This is a genomic window from Bacillus basilensis, from assembly GCF_050630465.1.
In the GTDB taxonomy this organism is placed as follows: domain Bacteria; phylum Bacillota; class Bacilli; order Bacillales; family Bacillaceae_G; genus Bacillus_A; species Bacillus_A basilensis.
In genome coordinates this window covers 12,283-31,373 of sequence record NZ_JBNTQO010000003.1, presented here as the reverse complement: position 1 = coordinate 31,373, position 19,091 = coordinate 12,283, and the positions used below count along the sequence as shown (strand labels likewise).

At 35.1% G+C, this 19,091-nt stretch carries 19 protein-coding genes; 4 read left to right on the top strand and 15 right to left on the bottom strand.

Features of this window, described 5'->3' with window-relative positions; translation table 11 throughout:
• The first annotated feature begins 51 nt into the window (after positions 1-51).
• The gene (locus tag ACQVV1_RS06740; RefSeq protein ID WP_000872364.1) at positions 52-417 is read left to right on the top strand and encodes a CidA/LrgA family holin-like protein; all 366 of its coding nucleotides are present in this window, start codon (positions 52-54) and stop codon (positions 415-417) included.
• Complete coding sequence (locus ACQVV1_RS06735) at positions 414-1,091, top strand: LrgB family protein (RefSeq protein ID WP_063221318.1); 678 nt, start codon at positions 414-416, stop codon at positions 1,089-1,091. Before ACQVV1_RS06740 ends, ACQVV1_RS06735 begins: the two co-directional genes overlap by 4 nt.
• 11 nt (positions 1,092-1,102) lie before the next feature.
• Here ACQVV1_RS06735 and ACQVV1_RS06730 read toward each other — a convergent pair whose 3' ends face one another.
• The gene (locus ACQVV1_RS06730; RefSeq protein WP_431168702.1) at positions 1,103-1,516 is read right to left on the bottom strand and encodes an NUDIX hydrolase; all 414 of its coding nucleotides are present in this window, start codon (positions 1,514-1,516) and stop codon (positions 1,103-1,105) included.
• Positions 1,517-1,658: 142 nt separating this feature from the next.
• Here ACQVV1_RS06730 and ACQVV1_RS06725 point away from each other — a divergent pair, with 142 nt between their 5' ends.
• Positions 1,659-1,859 carry a DUF3903 domain-containing protein gene (locus ACQVV1_RS06725; protein WP_063221320.1) on the top strand — a complete coding sequence of 67 codons (201 nt, stop codon included), beginning with the start codon at positions 1,659-1,661 and terminating at the stop codon, positions 1,857-1,859.
• A gap of 315 nt (positions 1,860-2,174) precedes the next feature.
• Here ACQVV1_RS06725 and ACQVV1_RS06720 read toward each other — a convergent pair whose 3' ends face one another.
• The 14 genes from ACQVV1_RS06720 to ACQVV1_RS06655 all read right to left on the bottom strand — a co-directional run bounded on the left by ACQVV1_RS06720 (position 2,175) and on the right by ACQVV1_RS06655 (position 17,305).
• Positions 2,175-2,978: a sulfite exporter TauE/SafE family protein gene (locus tag ACQVV1_RS06720; protein WP_142332739.1), complete on the bottom strand. Its 804-nt coding sequence runs from the start codon at positions 2,976-2,978 to the stop codon at positions 2,175-2,177.
• 60 nt (positions 2,979-3,038) lie between these two features.
• A complete protein-coding gene (locus ACQVV1_RS06715; protein WP_000644411.1) occupies positions 3,039-3,185 on the bottom strand; it encodes a BC1881 family protein in 147 nt (48 codons plus the stop codon).
• 238 nt (positions 3,186-3,423) lie between these two features.
• Positions 3,424-5,151 (bottom strand): S-layer homology domain-containing protein, encoded by a 1,728-nt coding sequence (locus ACQVV1_RS06710; protein WP_242255293.1) that lies wholly within the window; start codon positions 5,149-5,151, stop codon positions 3,424-3,426.
• 215 nt (positions 5,152-5,366) lie between these two features.
• A complete protein-coding gene (locus tag ACQVV1_RS06705; protein ID WP_431168701.1) occupies positions 5,367-5,930 on the bottom strand; it encodes a hypothetical protein in 564 nt (187 codons plus the stop codon).
• A gap of 7 nt (positions 5,931-5,937) precedes the next feature.
• A complete protein-coding gene (locus tag ACQVV1_RS06700) occupies positions 5,938-6,957 on the bottom strand; it encodes a nuclease-related domain-containing protein (RefSeq protein ID WP_431168700.1) in 1,020 nt (339 codons plus the stop codon).
• 118 nt (positions 6,958-7,075) lie between these two features.
• On the bottom strand, positions 7,076-8,839 hold the full coding sequence (locus ACQVV1_RS06695) for an ABC transporter ATP-binding protein (protein WP_063221323.1): 1,764 nt from the start codon (positions 8,837-8,839) through the stop codon (positions 7,076-7,078).
• Positions 8,839-10,590 carry an ABC transporter ATP-binding protein gene (locus ACQVV1_RS06690; protein WP_431168699.1) on the bottom strand — a complete coding sequence of 584 codons (1,752 nt, stop codon included), beginning with the start codon at positions 10,588-10,590 and terminating at the stop codon, positions 8,839-8,841. The genes ACQVV1_RS06695 and ACQVV1_RS06690 overlap by 1 nt, the downstream gene beginning before the upstream one ends.
• 123 nt (positions 10,591-10,713) lie before the next feature.
• On the bottom strand, positions 10,714-10,935 hold the full coding sequence (locus ACQVV1_RS06685; RefSeq protein ID WP_001123317.1) for a YneF family protein: 222 nt from the start codon (positions 10,933-10,935) through the stop codon (positions 10,714-10,716).
• A 78-nt stretch (positions 10,936-11,013) separates the two neighbouring features.
• Positions 11,014-11,454, bottom strand: a complete 441-nt coding sequence (gene sirA / locus ACQVV1_RS06680) for a sporulation inhibitor of replication protein SirA (protein ID WP_000860645.1) — start codon at positions 11,452-11,454, stop codon at positions 11,014-11,016.
• A 156-nt stretch (positions 11,455-11,610) separates the two neighbouring features.
• On the bottom strand, positions 11,611-13,611 hold the full coding sequence (gene tkt / locus ACQVV1_RS06675) for a transketolase (RefSeq protein ID WP_063221325.1): 2,001 nt from the start codon (positions 13,609-13,611) through the stop codon (positions 11,611-11,613).
• 304 nt (positions 13,612-13,915) lie between these two features.
• Positions 13,916-14,719 (bottom strand): phosphonate ABC transporter, permease protein PhnE, encoded by an 804-nt coding sequence (phnE, locus tag ACQVV1_RS06670; RefSeq protein ID WP_431168698.1) that lies wholly within the window; start codon positions 14,717-14,719, stop codon positions 13,916-13,918.
• Positions 14,719-15,513 (bottom strand): phosphonate ABC transporter, permease protein PhnE, encoded by a 795-nt coding sequence (gene phnE, locus ACQVV1_RS06665; protein WP_242255062.1) that lies wholly within the window; start codon positions 15,511-15,513, stop codon positions 14,719-14,721. Before phnE (ACQVV1_RS06665) ends, phnE (ACQVV1_RS06670) begins: the two co-directional genes overlap by 1 nt.
• Positions 15,510-16,283: a phosphonate ABC transporter ATP-binding protein gene (gene phnC / locus ACQVV1_RS06660; protein ID WP_063221328.1), complete on the bottom strand. Its 774-nt coding sequence runs from the start codon at positions 16,281-16,283 to the stop codon at positions 15,510-15,512. Before phnC ends, phnE (ACQVV1_RS06665) begins: the two co-directional genes overlap by 4 nt.
• 83 nt (positions 16,284-16,366) lie before the next feature.
• On the bottom strand, positions 16,367-17,305 hold the full coding sequence (locus ACQVV1_RS06655; RefSeq protein ID WP_000915049.1) for a phosphate/phosphite/phosphonate ABC transporter substrate-binding protein: 939 nt from the start codon (positions 17,303-17,305) through the stop codon (positions 16,367-16,369).
• A 185-nt stretch (positions 17,306-17,490) separates the two neighbouring features.
• Between ACQVV1_RS06655 and ACQVV1_RS06650 the strand changes: the two genes are divergently transcribed.
• Positions 17,491-19,074 carry a bifunctional metallophosphatase/5'-nucleotidase gene (locus tag ACQVV1_RS06650; protein ID WP_309259221.1) on the top strand — a complete coding sequence of 528 codons (1,584 nt, stop codon included), beginning with the start codon at positions 17,491-17,493 and terminating at the stop codon, positions 19,072-19,074.
• The last annotated feature ends 17 nt before the right edge of the window (positions 19,075-19,091 follow it).

Sequence of the window (19,091 nt, the reverse complement as noted above, 5' to 3'; positions counted from 1 at the left end):
TTAATTCTTTTTTACAATTTTTATGTAAAAAAAGAAAGAGGTGGTTACTGTATGAAATGGTGGAAATTAAGCGGACAAATTTTACTATTATTTTGTTTCGCTTGGACAGGTGAATGGATTGCAAAACAGGCACACCTCCCAGTTCCAGGAAGTATAATCGGTATTTTTCTATTGTTAATTTCGTTAAAATTTAACCTAGTGAAAAAAGAGTGGATACAGGACGGAGCAGACTTTTTATTAAAAGAACTTATTTTATTTTTCATTCCTTCTGCAGTCGCTGTTATACGCTACAAAGATACACTATCACAATATGGAATCGATCTCATCTTAATTATTATGATTAGTACACTTTGCGTCACTCTCGTTACAGGACTCTTAACAGAATTGCTACTAAAACGGAAAGGATCCGTACAATGATTGGCTTTCTTTGTTTATTATTAACACTATTCACATATTGGATATCGAAGAAAATGTATCAACGCTGGAATTGGAGCTTACTTTCTCCTCTTCTCGTCTGTCCTATTATTTTAATTGCTTTATTACTCGGACTAGACACACCTTATGAAACATATGAAACTGGCGGCCAATGGTTAACAGAATTATTAAAGCCTGCAACAGTTGCTTTTGCATGGCCAATCTATAAATACTTTGATTTACTCAAGAAACATGGAATGGCTATTTTACTTAATGTCATTGTCGGTTCGTTTTTATCAGTTATTACTTCAGCACTACTAGCAAATTATTTTCAAATTGATTCATCGTTAGAACATAGTTTAGCGCCTCATATTGTAACAACACCAATTGCAATGGCCATTTCAGAAATGATTGGTGGTATGTCACAATTAACAGCTGTATTTGTTGTTTTAACTGCATTAACAGGAGCATTGCTCGGTCCTTCTCTCATACGTATATGTCGTATTAAAACAGCGCTCGCAAAAGGCATTATGTTAGGCACGAGCGCAAATGGCACCGGTACATCAAAAGCATTTGAAATCGGTCCTGTAGAAGGAACAATCGCCAGTTTATCCATGCTTTTAACAGCAGGAGCTAGTTTAGTTATCGTTCCGCTTTTCTTATCGTGGATACATTAAAAAGCAAGTATTTAAATACTTGCTTTTTTATTTATATATTGGCATATTAACTCGTAATCCTCCAGAAACGCTAATGATAATGTTTCAACTTCATGTATTCCTTTCCAAGCAATTTCATGTATTAACTCATCAGGATCTTGTATTTTCATATTACCCCCTACTTTTTCTACAAAGTAATAATGAACATACACGGGAATTCCATATGTAATACCTTCTTTTTCATATATTTTATTTATAATTTCCACATTGTAGCCTGTTTCTTCCCAAACCTCTCGGATACAACATTCTTCTAATGTTTCTCCTTTTTCAAGTCCTCCACTTGGGATAGACCACCTTTTTTCTTCTCCCTTTTGTCCTTGCAATACCATTAAAACTTCATTTCTTTCATTTCCACATATAGCTGCTGCACCTATCCATCTCTCCATTGTAAATCCCTCCCCTACAAACATTCACCTTCTTTATTATTTTCTCCTTGAAAAAAAAGGAAAAAAGTCAAACGATGACGAAAGTTTACATGAACTTCATAGACAATCCCTTCTTAGAAATTAAAAATGGAAGGATGAAAATATGATTTCTAAATATGTTGTGGAATGTGTCTTTTGTGAAGAAAATCGAAAACCTCGTCAAGCTATCGTCACAGTTCCCGCCACTACTCAGCTACTAGCCATTGAAAAAGTGCGTATGGAATGTAAACGTCGTTTCGGAAAAGCTTTATTATTACAAACAGAAATTAAAGAAGAAATAGTTTTTGAACAAAAAGAAAGCTGACCATAAATTGGTCAGCTTTCATATCCGATCATATTTTCACATGAAGATTAGGGGCATCCTCTTTAAGGATCGGGATTTTCCCATTATGTACGTTCCATAATGGTCATCGAACAATATATTTCTATGCAATTAAATATTGAATAGAATAGGGCAAAACTTGTTCGCATTTTTAGAAAAGGGATAGGGATATAATTCAAGTAGTACTTCGAATACTCGAACTTTACACTCATTATATTAAAGCAAATCCTTTTATATGGGAAATATGAATTACTTACATAATTCATTCGTAAAACATATTAGTTTGCTATATTATTTTCACTCTATCAATAACATACATCCCGCTAAAACTGGTGTCATAATCATTGAAAGCTTCAAAAGCATACGTGGTGCATAATTTGTAAACTTCGCCCCGATATACGCTCCTAACATCGTCCCAATTAATACTTGCAATAATAATATATAATCTAGGTACCCTTCTGAACTATATCCCAGCCCACCTCCAATCGCAATCGGCAATATAACAAGCATTGTTGTTCCTACAGATTGCTGAATCGTTAATCCTAATAGAACCATTAATCCAAGTTGAATAAATGGTGCAGAACCAATCCCAAATGAACCAGCCATAATTCCAGTGACTAATCCAAGGCATATACATTTCATTATGTTTTCTTTCGAAAAATCTTTAATTTCTGCTAAAAGTAATTCTTCCCTATTTTGAAACTTAATTAATTTAATACACATAAAAATTGCAGATAAAAATAACATCCCAGCTGTAAACCAATGAAGAAGATGCGGTGGTATAAGTGAACCAATTTTTGAACCGATATAAGAACCCAGTGCTCCACATCCACCAACAATCCCGCCTATAGTAAATACAACATTTCCTTCGCGATAATGACTTATAACCCCAGATAATGTCGTAAATGCCATGGCAGTTAAAGACGTTGCAAGCGCAACGTGAATAGGAATGTGGAATACTAAAGTGAGTATTGCGATAATAAAACCAGCTCCCCCTGCTCCAACAAATCCTAATAAAACTCCCATTACTAACATCGTTATAATAATTGCCACAAACTCTCCCTCCAGTAATCCAATTATCCACCATATTCTTCCTTGCATACAAATAAAAAGCACCCTGGACGGATGCTTTTCGTACTTTTCAAAATTGATAATATGTACTTAATCTTGATTAATCAAAATAACAGCGGGGCCAGCAACTACTACTCCAGCTACTTCTATCTTTTCAAATTCCTTTACTGTAATAGATATAACGCCTTCTCTTTCCATCAATTCTTTACTCAGGACATCAGTCGGTATTGCTTTCACCGTCTTACCTCCTTTTCATTTATACAATATGATAAAGTGAAACTTTAATCAGTAGAGATTTGGTCCATTTCACACTGATTATAATTAGGCTGTTCGTTAATACGCATTAAAAATAACCCAACGCATCTATATATATGCATCACCTCCGCTTTCATTCCTTATTCCACTCAAAACCTTCACTCCCTTCCGTAACATATTGAAAAATAAAAAAGCACTCGCCAAAGCGAATGCTATTTCATTATTTACTTTCTATTACTTTTAACATTCTATTAATAAATGCTGCCGATTCCCCACGCGTTGCAGAACCTTTCGGCATAAATTCATTATTGTCATTTCCTTTTACAATACCTAATCCATAAACACGTTGTACAGCTTGTTTATCATATGCTAAATCTTGATCCGAGAATGGTAGCGGAGCTAAGTTACCTTTAATTTTTTTATATTGCAGTGCACGGTCAATCATAATAACAGCTTCATCTCGTTTAATCGTATCATTTGGAGCAAATATACCATTTCCTCTACCACTTATTATTTCGGCACTTGCTGCACGATTAATACCATCTATTAGCGATGGATGTGCTGTATTTAAATCATTAAAATTCGATGTTCCTTCAGGCAACTGCAATGATCTTGAAATGAAGTTCGCAAATTCACCACGTGTTACGAGACGTTCTGGCCAATAAGAACCTTTTCCATCCCCAACCATAATGCCAAGTTTATCTAATTCACGAATGTCTGCTTCGTACCAGCCACCCGTTATATCATCTTTATGGTTCGCATCATAATAAACTTTTGTTCCTTGTAAGAATGGTTCCCACGCATTGTTTTTAATCATAATAGCAGGACAATTTTTACCACTCCAAAATTGATGCTTCTTCACATTTTCTAAAGGGATATTTAATTCCCCCATTAAATAAGCTGCTAGTTTACGAGCATTTTCAACAGCTTTATTATAATCACCATCTTCGTTTACAGCAATTTCAATCGCAATTGATTCTCGATTTCCAGTTCCTTCTGCTCCATCTCCTGCATGCCAAGCATTTTCGTTTAATGGAAGGTGTTGATAAATCTCTTTATCGTCTACCGTAAAATGCCAAGACGCTGAACGATCTTCCGTTCCCGTTGCTTGGTTATATAAATATAGCGCATGGTTTCTAGCATTTGCCCCAACACTGTAATTATCTGTCTCATGAATCGTAATATACTTCGGATTCATCGCATAACCTGGACGAATATTTTCATTTCCTTTCGGTACAATCATTTCTTTTAAAGGTACACCATAAATATCTGTTGTTTTCTCTTCTAATGGTGCGGCATACATAACTGCTGCACGTTTTGTACGTGTTGGTGCTGCGTCTTGAATAAGCGACGCTTTTGTTCCTTCAAATTTTGCTGAAGGTGAATGAATCCATTTTATCTCATTATTTATTTTTACTTGGAACCATTCTCCCGCCTGTCCAATTGCTTGAATAGTTTGTGGCTCCAGTACATTTTCTTCTTTGTATGATGCAAATGGTTCAGAGTATGTAGAGGTTTCTTCATTTACAACTAACTTTTCACTTAATAACGAATGAATTTCTTTAACTTCTACATTCCCCTCACTATTTTGTATCCATCCAGCTCCAGATGAAGTTTGAACATAGTAAGCGTTTCCTTTTCTCTTCTCAGCTTTTACGACTTGATTCGAAATACGAATCCCTGTCTCTTTTTGAAAATTACTAGAATCGTATAAAGATACTTCTTTAACTATATGTACAAGAAACTCACCTTGCACTTCATTTCTTACTCCTTTATCTTCTCCTCTACCATCTTCATCTTTCATATGGTTTTCAATACTTTTTAAAGCTTGTTCTTCAGGTGAAACTGTAACAGTTTTTTCAAACTCATTAGCATAGGAATAATTTGGAATCGTTACCATACTAAATACAATTGATGCAGCTAAAACATTATAAAATCCTTTTTTCATCATAATACTTAACACGCATATAATTAAATTCGTGTTAAATTTCCCCTCCTCAACCAAAATATAGGTTATCTACTAAACTATTAAGCAACATAACTATTTACAATATAACAGACTCATTCCGGTTCGTATAGATAGGAATGACTACTATTTGCCTATATTTACTATATTGGAATATAAAAAAGAAGCTATAATATATAGCTTCTCTCTACGTTTCTTTAGTCCCTTTGCACCTTATATTCTGCAACTTTACCATCTCTATCAAATTGTAAAACAAGCTGTTCACTATCTATCGAAATAAAACCACGTTCATTTCCAAGATAGTACAAAGTGATAACCCCGTCTTCTCCATTTCTTGTTTGAGTAGGCTCTCCTAATAATTTTATAATTTCCTCATTTGATTTCCCTGTTAATTTATATTTTTGTAGTAGATCATCTACCATATGTACCCGTTTTTCTTCAACATTTAACCACCGATCTTGATTAAACTTGGAAGTGTATGTATTCATACTTAATTGTGCAGTACACACTAACAATAGAATGCCACCTACTATCATTACACCTAGCATCTTCTTTTCTGTATTACGATTTACAGAAGTACGTAAGACGAACTTTTGAATCACGACTAATAAAACAAATGGCATGATTACTACAAACATACCTTTTACACTTAATAACATGTGAATTGCATCAATCACAAAAATAAACGCAAAATACATTAGTATATACAAACAAATATAAACATACAAAATACCCCTTAATATTGCACTCAGAATGCCCACCCCTTTTTTAATTCATTCTATAATTCATCCGACTAATGATTTCTCGAAGTTTTTCTAATTCTTGACCTGTATATATTACTTTCCCCGTTAAGATTTCATTTCTGAAAAACGTTACAATTTGCTCTCTATCCTTTAATCTCGGCGTTTTTTCTTCAGAAAGATCTAGCACTTCTTTCCCACTCTCATTAGAAAAATATACAATCGGTTTTACGTTTTCCTTTACAATATCAACTTGCATTTCTTTCAAACAATTGTATAGAATATGAGATAGTTTCTTCGCTCTATATACTGGATTCCCTTCATTTTTCACTTGTATCGTTAATGAATCTTCACCTGTAATATATTCAAACGTCTCTTCTTTCTCTATCTCTTGTTGATACTTGCCAATTTCATCAATCATAAATGCATATATACTAGCATTTTCTTTCGTTAAGCCATGAATTAATTTCCCGGTCCATTCTTTCGTCTCAAGTAGATACATACCCGTTTTACTTAAGACAAGATGATGAATTCGAAAATCATTTCCTCTATGCTGATTTCTCATAAAAACATTCGGCATAATATGAAATTCATTATCTAGTATTACGCCTTGCTCTACGAAGCTACGCTTCATATAATGTAATGTTTCGTGTGTATTCACTTCAGCTCTATTTTTTGTATACTCTCGCAAATTTGCAATTAAATTTTGAAACATATGTATTTCATTACTATGTTTTTCTTGCATTTCACTACGTTCTTTACTATGCTGTACAGCTAATTGATTTTTCATCATACGCATATTTTCAAGTTCTCGAGCTGCACTTATTTGTAAATCACTGTATTTCTTCTGTTCCATATTTTTCAATGTATTTTGTTGTTCTTTATGCTCTGTAACCGTGGCTGCAATTTCATTTTCATACGTTTCAATTACTTGTTTCTTTTCAAATTCTACTTGCTGACTCTCTGATTCTAACTGTTTATTTTTATAAAACAGCATGAATACTGCAGCTAATAATAATAAAATCACACCTATTAGCACATAATCCATATTTTTTCTCCTTTATTTCATTCCCTACTATTTTCCATTCACATTTCTACTACATTATACTATGTTATTCCTATATTTTTTGTAAAAATTTCACACGCAGTCAAAAGACCTTGTAATTCTACAAGGCCTTTTGCAAACTTCCTTTATTTTGTAGTAAATACATATTATAATATAATCCTTGTTCACTCAGTAATTCTTGGTGTGTTCCTCTTTCTACTATCTCTCCATTATGCATAACGAAAATTTGATCTGCATCTTGAATTGTAGATAATCTGTGCGCAATGGCTATAGTCGTTCTTCCTTTTCGCATTTGCTGTAACGCTGTTTGGATCGCATCTTCAGTTTCTGTATCAATATTAGCTGTTGCTTCATCCAATACTAATATTTTCGGATTCGTTGCTATCGTTCTAGCAAAAGCAATTAATTGTCGTTGACCACTAGAAAATGCAGCTCCTCTTTCTACTACTTCCGTTTCATACTGCTCTGGTAATTTTTCAATAAACGTATTGGCTTGCACAAATTGTGCCGCTTCTTTTACTTCTTCATCCGTAATTTCTTCATTGTACATACGAATATTTTGTTTTACATTTCCTGCAAATAAAAATGCATCTTGCAATACGAGTCCTATTTTCTTTCTAATTTCTTGTTCTTCAAATTTCTCTAAATCTACACCGTCTATTACAATATTTCCGGACTTAATATTATAAAATCGCATTAACAAATTCATAATGGTACTTTTTCCGCTACCAGTATGCCCAACGAAAGCAACCGTTTGCCCTTGTTTCACGTGAAAAGATACATTTTTTAAAACATCACGTTTTCCATCATAAGAAAAAGTAACATTTTTAAATTCAATATCTCCATTAACGACTTGAGGATTTCCACCCCCTTGTTGAACTGGTGCTAAATCTTTCTCATCCATTAAATGAAATACACGTGATGATGAAACAAGTGCTTGTTGGAAAAATGACAACTTCATCATCATCTCATTTACCGGCTGGAAGAAACGATGTATATAGTTAACAAACGCATATAAAACGCCTACTTCAACAGGACTTTTCAAAGCATCAATTCCAAATAAACCAAGTACTAACGCAATCGCTACAATATGTACTAAATCCGTAGCTGGACGTAAAAGCAATGCATCTAACTTTAACGTACGTCGCCCTGCACTATAATGTTTATTGTTCACTTCTTCAAACTCTCTTCTCATACGCTTTTCTTGTCTAAACACTTGAACAATATTCATCCCTTGAATGGACTCATTTAACTTTGCATTTAACACGCTTAATTGATTACGCACTTCTAAATAAAAAGCTGCACTTTTCCGGCGATATAGCACCATAATCGCAAACATTATCGGAATTAATACGAGAGAAAATAGCGCTAATTTTACATTTAATAAAAACATCGCTACTAAAATACCTACTAAAAACACGATATTTTTAACAAATGTTGATAATACACTAACATAAAAATCTTTAATTGCTTCCGTATCATTCGTTATGCGCGATACGAGTGTACCAATCGGCGTACGATCAAAGAAACTTAATGACAACTTTTGAACATGCTCATATACTTCAACACGCATATCTTGAACAATTTTAAAAGCGATATTTTGAAAATATAATAAGTCTAAATAAGTAAATAATACTTTTAATAAGTGAGCAACAATATACACTACAAATAGAGTAACAAGTGCTGATTGATCAAAGTTACGTGGTACTAAATGTTCATCAAGAAATTGTTTAATTAAAAAAGGCCCCATCATTTCAGTTACAGTTGCACCAACTAAAAAGATAAATGCTAAAGATAACAACCCTTTATATGGTTTCATATAAGAAAGCAATCTACTTAAATCACTCCGTTTTTTCTCAGCCATCATACGCCTCCTTTCTCGACTAATGCTTCTAATTGCTGGCTCTCATACATTTCTTTATACCAACCACGTTCTTCCATTAATTGTTCATGTGTACCTCGTTGCACAATTCTGCCTTCATCCACAACAAGAATGAGGTTGGCATGCTGAATTGCACTTAAACGATGAGCAGTAATAATCGTTGTTTTCCCTGCTCTTTCCCTCTTCAAAGCATTTAAAATTGTTTCTTCTGTTTTTGCATCAACTGCTGATAAACAATCATCTAAAATTAAAATTTCAGCATTCGTTAATAAAGCACGTGCAATAGAAATTCTCTGTTTTTGACCTCCAGATAAAGAAACACCTCTTTCCCCAACTACTGTTTCATACCCTTCTGAAAATTGAAGGATGTCATTGTGAATACAAGCAATCTCTGCAGCACGGGTAATTTCATTATATGTAGCATCCGCCTTTCCAAAGGCAATATTCTCCCCAATACTCGCTGAAAATAAAAAATGGTCTTGCGGCACATATGAAATGGCAGAACGAACACTGTAGAGTGTTACATCTCGAATATCCCGCTCTCCAACTTTTAATTCACCATTAAAATGATCATACTCACGGATTAAACATTTTAATAAAGTCGTTTTCCCTGCACCTGTACGTCCTACAACCCCAAGCGTTTCTCCCTTCTTCAAATCAAAGTGAATATCTGTTAAATGTAACAGTTCATTTTTCTTATACGAAAACGAATCGACCGCAAATGAAACATCACCGCTCGCTATTGTGTGCACAGCATTTTCTCTATTTACTACATCTGATTTTTGCGAGAGGATTTTTTCTACACGGTCATATGAAGCACGCCCACGCTCCATAATATTAAACAACCATCCAAACGCTAACATTGGCCAAACGAGGGTACCTAAATACGTCGTAAATGTAACGAGATCACCTACTGTTAATTCACCTCTCACAACTAATACTGACCCATAACATACTGCGATTAAAAATGAAAATCCTACGATAAGAGCGATTGTTGGATCAAATAATGCATCAATACGTGCGACTAACATATTTTTATGTACGACATCTTCTGATTTTTTTCGAAACGCTTGTAAATCTTCTTTCTCCTGTCCAAGCGATCGAATTACCTTCATCCCACTCATACTCTCTTGCACTTTATCATTGATTTCCGAAAACGATTGCTGCGCTTTATGAAACCTTTTATGTAATAAAGTGCCGTAATAATTTGTCGATATTGCTACAATCGGCATCGGAATTAAGCTTAACAATGTTAACTTCCAACTAATTGTAAAACCCATCGCTACGAGTACACATCCCCCAACAGCTAAAGAGTCAACCAGTGTTAAAACACCTGCTCCAGCAGTTTGCTGAATCGCTTGAATATCATTGGTCGCATGTGCCATTAAATCACCTGTGCGATTTGACTGATAAAACGATGGACTCATCTTTGTAAAATGTTCATACAAATTTTTCCGTAATTGGCGAGCCAACTTTAACGAAGACCCAAAAATCATAATACGCCATACGTAACGTAATATGTACATCGTAATACCTACAATTACTAAGAGTACAACCCATTTTAGTAAATTATCAGTCGTTAATGTTCCATTATTAATTTCATCTACAACAATCCCAATCACTTTTGGTGCTACAAGTTCTAAAAGTGCAACGCCAAATAATAAAATAATTCCGATTATGTACGCTCGTTTTTCTTGTTTAAAAAACCACGCTAAATTCATAAACACTTTCATTTTTTTCCTCCTCCCTTAAAATGAGCGATGTTTTCAGTTTATCAAAAATACAGAATTTTTAAAAGTTTTAAACACTGTAACTAACAAAAAGAAAAGACACCCTTAGCGAGTGTCTTTTAGCGCTTATTTCATTTGTTGCTTGTTCATCGCGCTCATCATTTGATTGATTTTCTTTTGGGAAGGTTTTTGTCCCATTTGCATCATCATCATTTTTAACATTTGTTCGTTAATTGGTGGATTTTTTTGTAAGTAATTCATCATGTATTTGCGGGCAATGAAAAATCCTAACGCCACGCCTGCTACTAGTGCTACTACGCCCACTAGAATACCTAACCAAATTGGCATATATTTTCCTCCTTCATGTTGTCTACCTTACAGTGTACTAAAACCTTTTCAATAAGACAAGATACAATTCGACATTTTTTACACATATGTTCGTACTTGTTTTAGAGGATTCAGCCATCCGTACTTTGTATTTTCATAATCCATAGCTAAAAATGTTAATTCACACTTTCTCAACACCTCAAAGAAAGTCGTTTCCATAGAAACATTTCCAGAGGTATTCATACGAATATAGTGTGGTTTCACCATTATTTCGCCATATTCCGCCCCTGTATAAAGTGTATGTGTATGATGTGTTCGATCATATTTACCAAGAACGCGCAAAGCTTGTTCTAATTTATGATGAATTTTCATTACTTGTAATGGCATCGTTATATACATCATTTGTTTATATAACACTTTTTTCTCCGAAAGGGACCCAGATTCTGAAAATCGAGCAAATAAATCAAAAAACAAATATTCACGACCAAAGTAAGCTTTCGCAATATCCTCTTGAATTAAATACAATTCATACGTTTTCATCTTTCGCCTCCCAATCTGGACAACCTTTTCTCTTCATTATATAGAAGAAAATTTGCAATGATTGTCTGACTGCGGAGAGATAAAAAACTTTTTCTGTCGAAAAAACTCATTTACATAGAAAAACCTCTCCATGCCGGAGAGATTTTTCTAAAATCATTAAAGCATTTCTTTTACTTTACGAACAACGTTCTCTACAGTAAATCCATACTCTTCCATAATCTTCTCACCAGGAGCAGAAGCACCGAATGTATCGATACCTAACACATCTCCTTCAAGACCTACGTAACGGTGCCATCCGAATGTAGCACCCATTTCAATCGCGAAACGTTTTGTTACTGCTTTTGGTAATACAGATTCTTTGTACTCAGCTGTTTGAGCTTCAAAGCGATCCATAGATGGCATGCTGACAACAGCTGCGTCAACGCCGTCTACTGCTAGAGCTTTTTGTGCTTCAACAGCTAGACTTACTTCAGATCCAGATGCAAGTAAAATTACATCAGCTGTTTCTTTCTTGCTTGCAGAAACTACATATGCACCTTTTGCTACTTTTTCATACGTATCGTCTTTTGCACCTTCTAATGTTGGAAGGTCTTGACGAGTTAATACTAAAGCAGTTGGTGTTTTTGTAGATTCTAAAGCTAATCTCCAAGCCGCAACAGATTCGTTACCATCAGCCGGACGAATAACAGATACATTTGGCATTGCACGAAGCGCTGCTAATTGCTCAACTGGTTCATGCGTTGGACCGTCTTCACCAACAGCGATACTGTCGTGTGTGAATACATACGTTACTGGCAATTGCATTAATGCTGCAAGACGAATTGCTGGACGTAAGTAGTCAGAGAATACGAAGAACGTACCACCGTAAGTTTTTAAACCACCATGTAGTGCAATACCGTTCATTGCTGCACCCATTGCGAACTCACGTACACCGTACCAAATGTTTTTACCGCTGTAATCATCTCTTGTAAAGTCTTTTTCGTTATTCATGTATGTTTTGTTAGAACCAGCAAGGTCAGCAGATCCACCGAAGAATGATGGTACAGACTCTGCAATTGCATTAATTACAGCACCTGAAGAATTACGAGTTGCTGCTTTAGATCCTAATTCATAAGTTGGTAAGTTTTGCTCCCAACCTTCTGGAAGTTGACCGTTCATTGCTGCTTGCAATTCGTTTGCTAATTCTGGATATGCTTGCGCATATTCGCCTAACATTGTATTCCAAGCTGCTTGCGCAGTTTCACCAACATCTTGTACTGTTTTGCGGAAGTTGTCATATACTTCTTCTGCAACATGGAAGTCTTGCTCAGCAGTCCAAGCATATGCTTCTTTTGTTAATTTCGTTTCGTCTACACCAAGTGGAGAACCATGTGAAGCTGATTTTCCTGATTTGTTTGGAGAACCGAAACCAATTGTCGTTCTTACTTCAATTAGCGTTGGGCGTTTTTCGTCAGCTTTCGCTTCTTCAATTGCTTTCGCGATTGCTTCAATATCGTTTCCATCCTCAACACGGATTACTTGCCATCCGTATGCTTTGTAACGATCTTCTACACTTTCAGAGAATGAACGATTTAAATCGCCATCTAATGAAATATCGTTTGAATCGTATAACACAACAAGACGACCTAATTGTAAATGAGCAGCTAATGAAGATGCTTCAGCTGAAACGCCTTCCATTAAATCTCCATCACCACAAATAGCGTATGTATGATGATCTACTACATTATACGCATCACGGTTATATTTAGCAGCTAAATGTCTTTCAGCCATCGCCATACCTACCGCAGTTGCAATACCTTGTCCAAGTGGACCAGTAGTTGCATCTACACCAGCTGTATGACCGTACTCAGGATGTCCTGGAGTTTTGCTTCCCCATTGACGGAAGTTCTTTAAGTCATCCATTGTTACATCATAACCAGATAGGTGAAGTAGGCTGTATAATAACATTGAACCATGACCTGCAGATAATACGAAACGATCACGGTTAAACCACGTTGGGTTATTTGGATTGTGTTTCATAAATTGAGTCCATAATGTATAAGCCATTGGTGCTGCACCCATTGGCATTCCTGGGTGACCAGAGTTTGCTTTTTCAATCGCATCGATGGATAATGTGCGAATCGTGTTGATAGAAAGTTGTTCGATTGAATGTGACATGCTATTCTTCCCTTCGCTTATATTAGTAAACGTTTTATACATTTATATGATAGCTTCCCACGCAAGATTATACAACATGTATCGACAAATATGTTGATGTTTTTTTGATTTTTTATAAAAAAATCAATGATTTCGGGAATGTATGGGTATCCAATATGACATACTTTTTCATTATTTTTATTTTAAAAAGAAAGGGAATTATCTGTATATTTATACATATATACAAAATTCTTCTATACTTACTTTTTTCAATACATTTTACAAAACACAAAAAAGCATCTAACTTCGATGCTTTTCAAATAAGTTAAACAATCCGTTTCCGAATCGAACTTGAAATCAAATCAATTATAATTACCATTAAAATGATACCTAACAAAATAATTCCAACACGAGACCAATTCCGTGAACTCAGCGCAAAAATTAACGGTGTACCAATCCCTCCTGCTCCAATAACACCTAATATCGCAGCGGATCGTACATTAATTTCAAATCTGTATAACGTATACGATAGAAAATCCGGTAACACTTGTGGTAACACTGCATACCAAAGTGTTTGAAATCGATTTGCCCCTGTTGCTATTAACGCTTCTGTCGGTCCCTTATCTATATTTTCGATTCCTTCTGAATATAGTTTTCCTAACATCCCAATAGAGTGTAATCCTAAAGCTAGAACTCCGGCAAAAGAGCCTGGTCCAACAGCTTTTATAAATAAAAGGGCCATAACTAATTCAGGAAATGTACGAACAAAACTAAGCACAAATTTCCCAGTTCCTGAAGTTAATCTTCCACTGCTCATATTCGTTGCCGCCCAAAAAGCGAATGGAACAGATAAAAAAGCAGAAATAAATGTACCTAATATTGCAATTGCCAACGTATCAATTAAACCATGTAATAAATCTTCACCATCTGGCAAAGATACATACGCCCAATCTGGATTCAATACACCTGTCATAATTGCTTTTGTAATTTCTCCTGCTGTATCCTTGATTCCCTCTAGTGGTACTCCTGAAAAAGCCCATACATAAACAAATGTAAGTGCTATAAAAATAAACCAGCGATATACACTCGATTTCTTCGGTTTTGGTACGATTATCGTCGTTTTACTCATTATAATTTCTCCCGCAACAATGTACTTACATAATCAATTAACAATACAACAACAAGGGTATAGATAATAATAGATGCAGTTTGTTGATATTGTAAAAAACCAAGTGTACGGTCATAATATAATCCAATACCACCTGCTCCTACTAAACCTAAAACAGCTGCTGCACGTACGTTCACCTCAAATGTATAAAGAACATAGGAGACAAAATGTGCTTTCACTTGCGGAATTACCCCATAAACAATCCATTGCACTTTATTTGCTCCTACTGCTGTCATCGCCTCTAATGGACCTGGGTCAATCGATTCAATTGACTCATACAACAATTTCGCCACGAGCCCAATTGAGAAAAAAGTAAGAGCCAAAATACCTGGAAGTGGTCCTATTCCAAAAATCGCTACGAAAATAGCCGCCAATAATAAATCTGGTATCGTTCGGATAAAATTTAAAATCATTCGAGCTAGACTGTATAAAAATGTGTTAGTAAACACATTACTTGCTGCAAATAATGCAAGTGGAATGGCTAAAATCGCTCCTAAAGTCGTCCCAATAATCGCCATACGTATTGTATCTAACATCGCTGTTGTAATAACTTGAAAATAACTCCAATCTGGCGGTACCATCTCTTTCAACAAATCCAGCATATTAGGAAAACCAACTACTAGTTTTGAAAATGATGCATCGACCTGTACACTACTTCCCCACAACAGTAAAATGACTAGAATTAACGTTAACATATGTTTTAACTTACTCGACGGCTTCGGTATCGATTTCGAATGTATCATCACGTCATTCATTTAACTGCCACCTCTAACAATTCACTTTGCTGCGCTACGTCACCATAAATTTCAGCAAATTTTTCGTCCGTTGCCTCTTCTACTAGACCATCAAAAACAATTTCGCCTGCATGTAATCCAATAATGCGTGTCGCATATTGCCTAGCTAAATCAATAGAATGTAAGTTTACAATTGTTGTAATTCCAAAATCTTCATTAATTTTTTTCAAATCATCTAATACTTGCTTTGTTGTTAGCGGATCTAACGACGCAACAGGTTCATCTGCCAATATAATTTTCGCTTCTTGCGCCAACGCTCTAGCAATCGATACACGTTGCTGTTGTCCTCCTGATAATTCATCAGCTCGCGCATATGCTTTTTCTAAAATATTTACCCTTTTTAACGATTGAAAGGCAAGCTCCAAATCCTCCTTTGGAAATAGACCTAACGTTGTACGCAATGTCGAATGATACCCAACACGGCCAGCTAATACGTTCTTCAATACCGTTGATCTCTTTACCAGGTTAAAACTTTGAAAAATCATACCAATATCCCGGCGCATGCGGCGTAATCCTTTTCCATTCGCAGCAGTAATAGACTCACCTTCAATCATGATTTCGCCTTCTGTAATCTCATGAAGACGATTTACCGATCTGAGAAGTGTGGACTTTCCAGCCCCGGACAGCCCCACCATTACAACAAATTCACCTTTTTCAATTTTCAAGTTTATATTATTCAATCCTTTTGTACCATTCGGATATACTTTGGAAACATTTCGAAACTCTATCACACATCTTACCTACCTTCTATGAATTCAAAACGGCAAACTAACTGAAAACATACCTTTCCAGTTAGCTACCATTTCCATATGTATTATTGCGTTTTTACTTTCTTCCCATATTCACGAACGATATCAAATTTACTATCATCAGATTTAACATATCCTTCATGTGAATATACTTCTTTTATGATTTTGTGACCTTCCTCATTCTTTCCTATTTCAATGAAAGCATCCTGTAATTTCTTGCTCCACTCTTCATCTAAATCAGAGCGTACCGAAATCGTATCGTTTGGAATTTTCTCCGTAAATTTCACTATTTTCGTTTGATCGAATATATTCGGATAATCTTTTTTTACAATATTACGAGCATCTTGGAATACAACAGCTGCATCTACATCACCATTTAAAAGAGCAATAAGCGACTGATCGTGACCTTTTAATGTAACAGGTTTCACATCTTTTAACGGATCAACACCCTCTTTTAATAGTACAGCCGCAGGCCATACATATCCCGCTGATGACGTTACATCTTGATAACCAATTTTTTTACCTTTTAAATCTTTTACACTATTAATATTTGAATCTTTCTTAACAACAAACTCAGATTTATAAAAGTCTACTAAATCCTTTGTAGGAGCTCCCGTTTCATCGTCCACTCCAAAACGTTGTGCTTGTAAAATTACGTTTGCAGCCTTTTTCTCATGAGCTAGCACATAAGCTGTTGGGGGTAAAAATCCTACATCTACTTGCTTAGATGCCATCGCTTCTACAATTGTATTGTAATTCGTTGAAATACTAACTTTTACTGGAATATTTAATTTATCACTTAATAGCTTTTCCAATGGTTTTGCCTTCGCCTCTAACGTATCTGCATTTTGAGAAGGAACAAATTGAACATTTAAAGTCTTCGGTACATACCCTTTTTTCGTATCTGCATTTTTACTTGCGCTTGATTCCTTCGTTCCACACCCACTTAATAATCCCGCTGCTAGTACAACTGTTGTGCTCATTGCAAAAACTTTTTTCAACATGTTAATGCCTCCATTTTTCATTGTTATAAAATAACCTTTCATAAACATGAAGAAATATATCACACATTTTTACAAATAATTGATTATTTACAGAATCTTTACACATTCTATACACTCACATTAAAATTCTCTTCATATATTTGATATGCTTAATTTGTAGATAACAATAGAAAAGGTGAATAATATTGAATCCAAATCAAATTGTAACTTTAAACATCCTATTAACAAGTGATATACATGGTACTGTTTATCCAATTCACTACCAAGATAATTCTCAATCGGAAATTGGTTTAGCTAAAGTTTCTACTCTTATAAAAAAAGAACGTTCCGAAAATACAAACGTTCTTTTAATTGATAACGGTGACTTCATACAAGGAACACCATTTACTTACCATTACGCTACATACGAAAAAGATAAGGAAAATCCAATGTCTTTATTAGCGAACTATTTACGTTATGATGCTGCAGTTATCGGGAATCATGAATTTAATTATGGAATGGATGTATTAAACAATGCTATTTCTACTGCAAACTTCCCGTATCTATCAGCAAATATTTTAAACAAAAACAGTAAAGAACCTTATTTCGGGAAACCATATATAATAAAACACATTGAATCAAATATAAAAATTGCTATTTTAGGGGTGACAACGCATTACATTCCCAATTGGGAACAACCCCATCACATTAAAGACTTACAATTTGAAGATGCATTAGAAACTACAAAAAATTGGGTTTCTTACATTCGCGAACATGAGAAACCAGATTTACTAGTCGTAGCGTATCATGGGGGATTTGAACGCGATTTACAAACCGGGGTACCGACTGAAGTTTTAACAGGTGAAAACCAAGGATATGCAATGTGCCATGAAATTGAAGGCATAGATATTTTACTAACAGGCCACCAACACCGTGAAATTGCTCAAGCCGCAATAAATGGTGTAACAGTTTTACAAACCGGATGCAATGGACACTTCATTGGAAAAGTAACAATAACATTAGAAAAAACAAAACAAAAATGGGTAAAAAAAGAGAGTTGTTCACAATTATTGCCCGTGCGAGGAATTGCGACGGACCAGGATATTCTTTCCTTGGTTACCGATTATGAAGAAAAAACACAAAATTGGCTCGATCAACCTATTGGACTAATCTATGGGGACATGCGAATTTCAGATGCTATGCAAACTCGTTTGCAAGACCATCCTTTTATTGAATTCATAAATAAAATACAGATGGATATAGCTAATGTTTCCATTTCTTGTACAAGCTTATTCCATAATACATCTCCAGGTTTCCCTAATCGTGTAACAATGCGTGACATCGTTTCTAATTATATTTATCCAAATACATTAAAAGTACTTAGAATAACTGGAGCGGATATAAAAGATGCTCTCGAACTCTCTGCTTCTTATTTCATATTAAAAGCAGATGGAACCATCATCGTAAACCCTAGCTACATAGAACCAAAACCGCAACACTATAATTACGATATGTGGGAAGGAATTTCGTACGTATTAAACATTTCCAAACCAATTGGCGAGAGAGTAGAATCTTTACAGTATAAAGGCACTCCTCTTAATATGGATGAAGAATATGACGTCGTTATGAATAGTTATCGTGCAAGCGGCGGAGGGAACTTCTTTATGTTTCAAAATAAGCCTGTAATAAAAGACATACCAACAGATATGTCTGAACTTATTGCTGACTATATATTGAAGCACAAAAAAATAGAAGCAACAATCAATAACAACTGGAAAGTTATTAACTAGCGAATATAATAAATAAA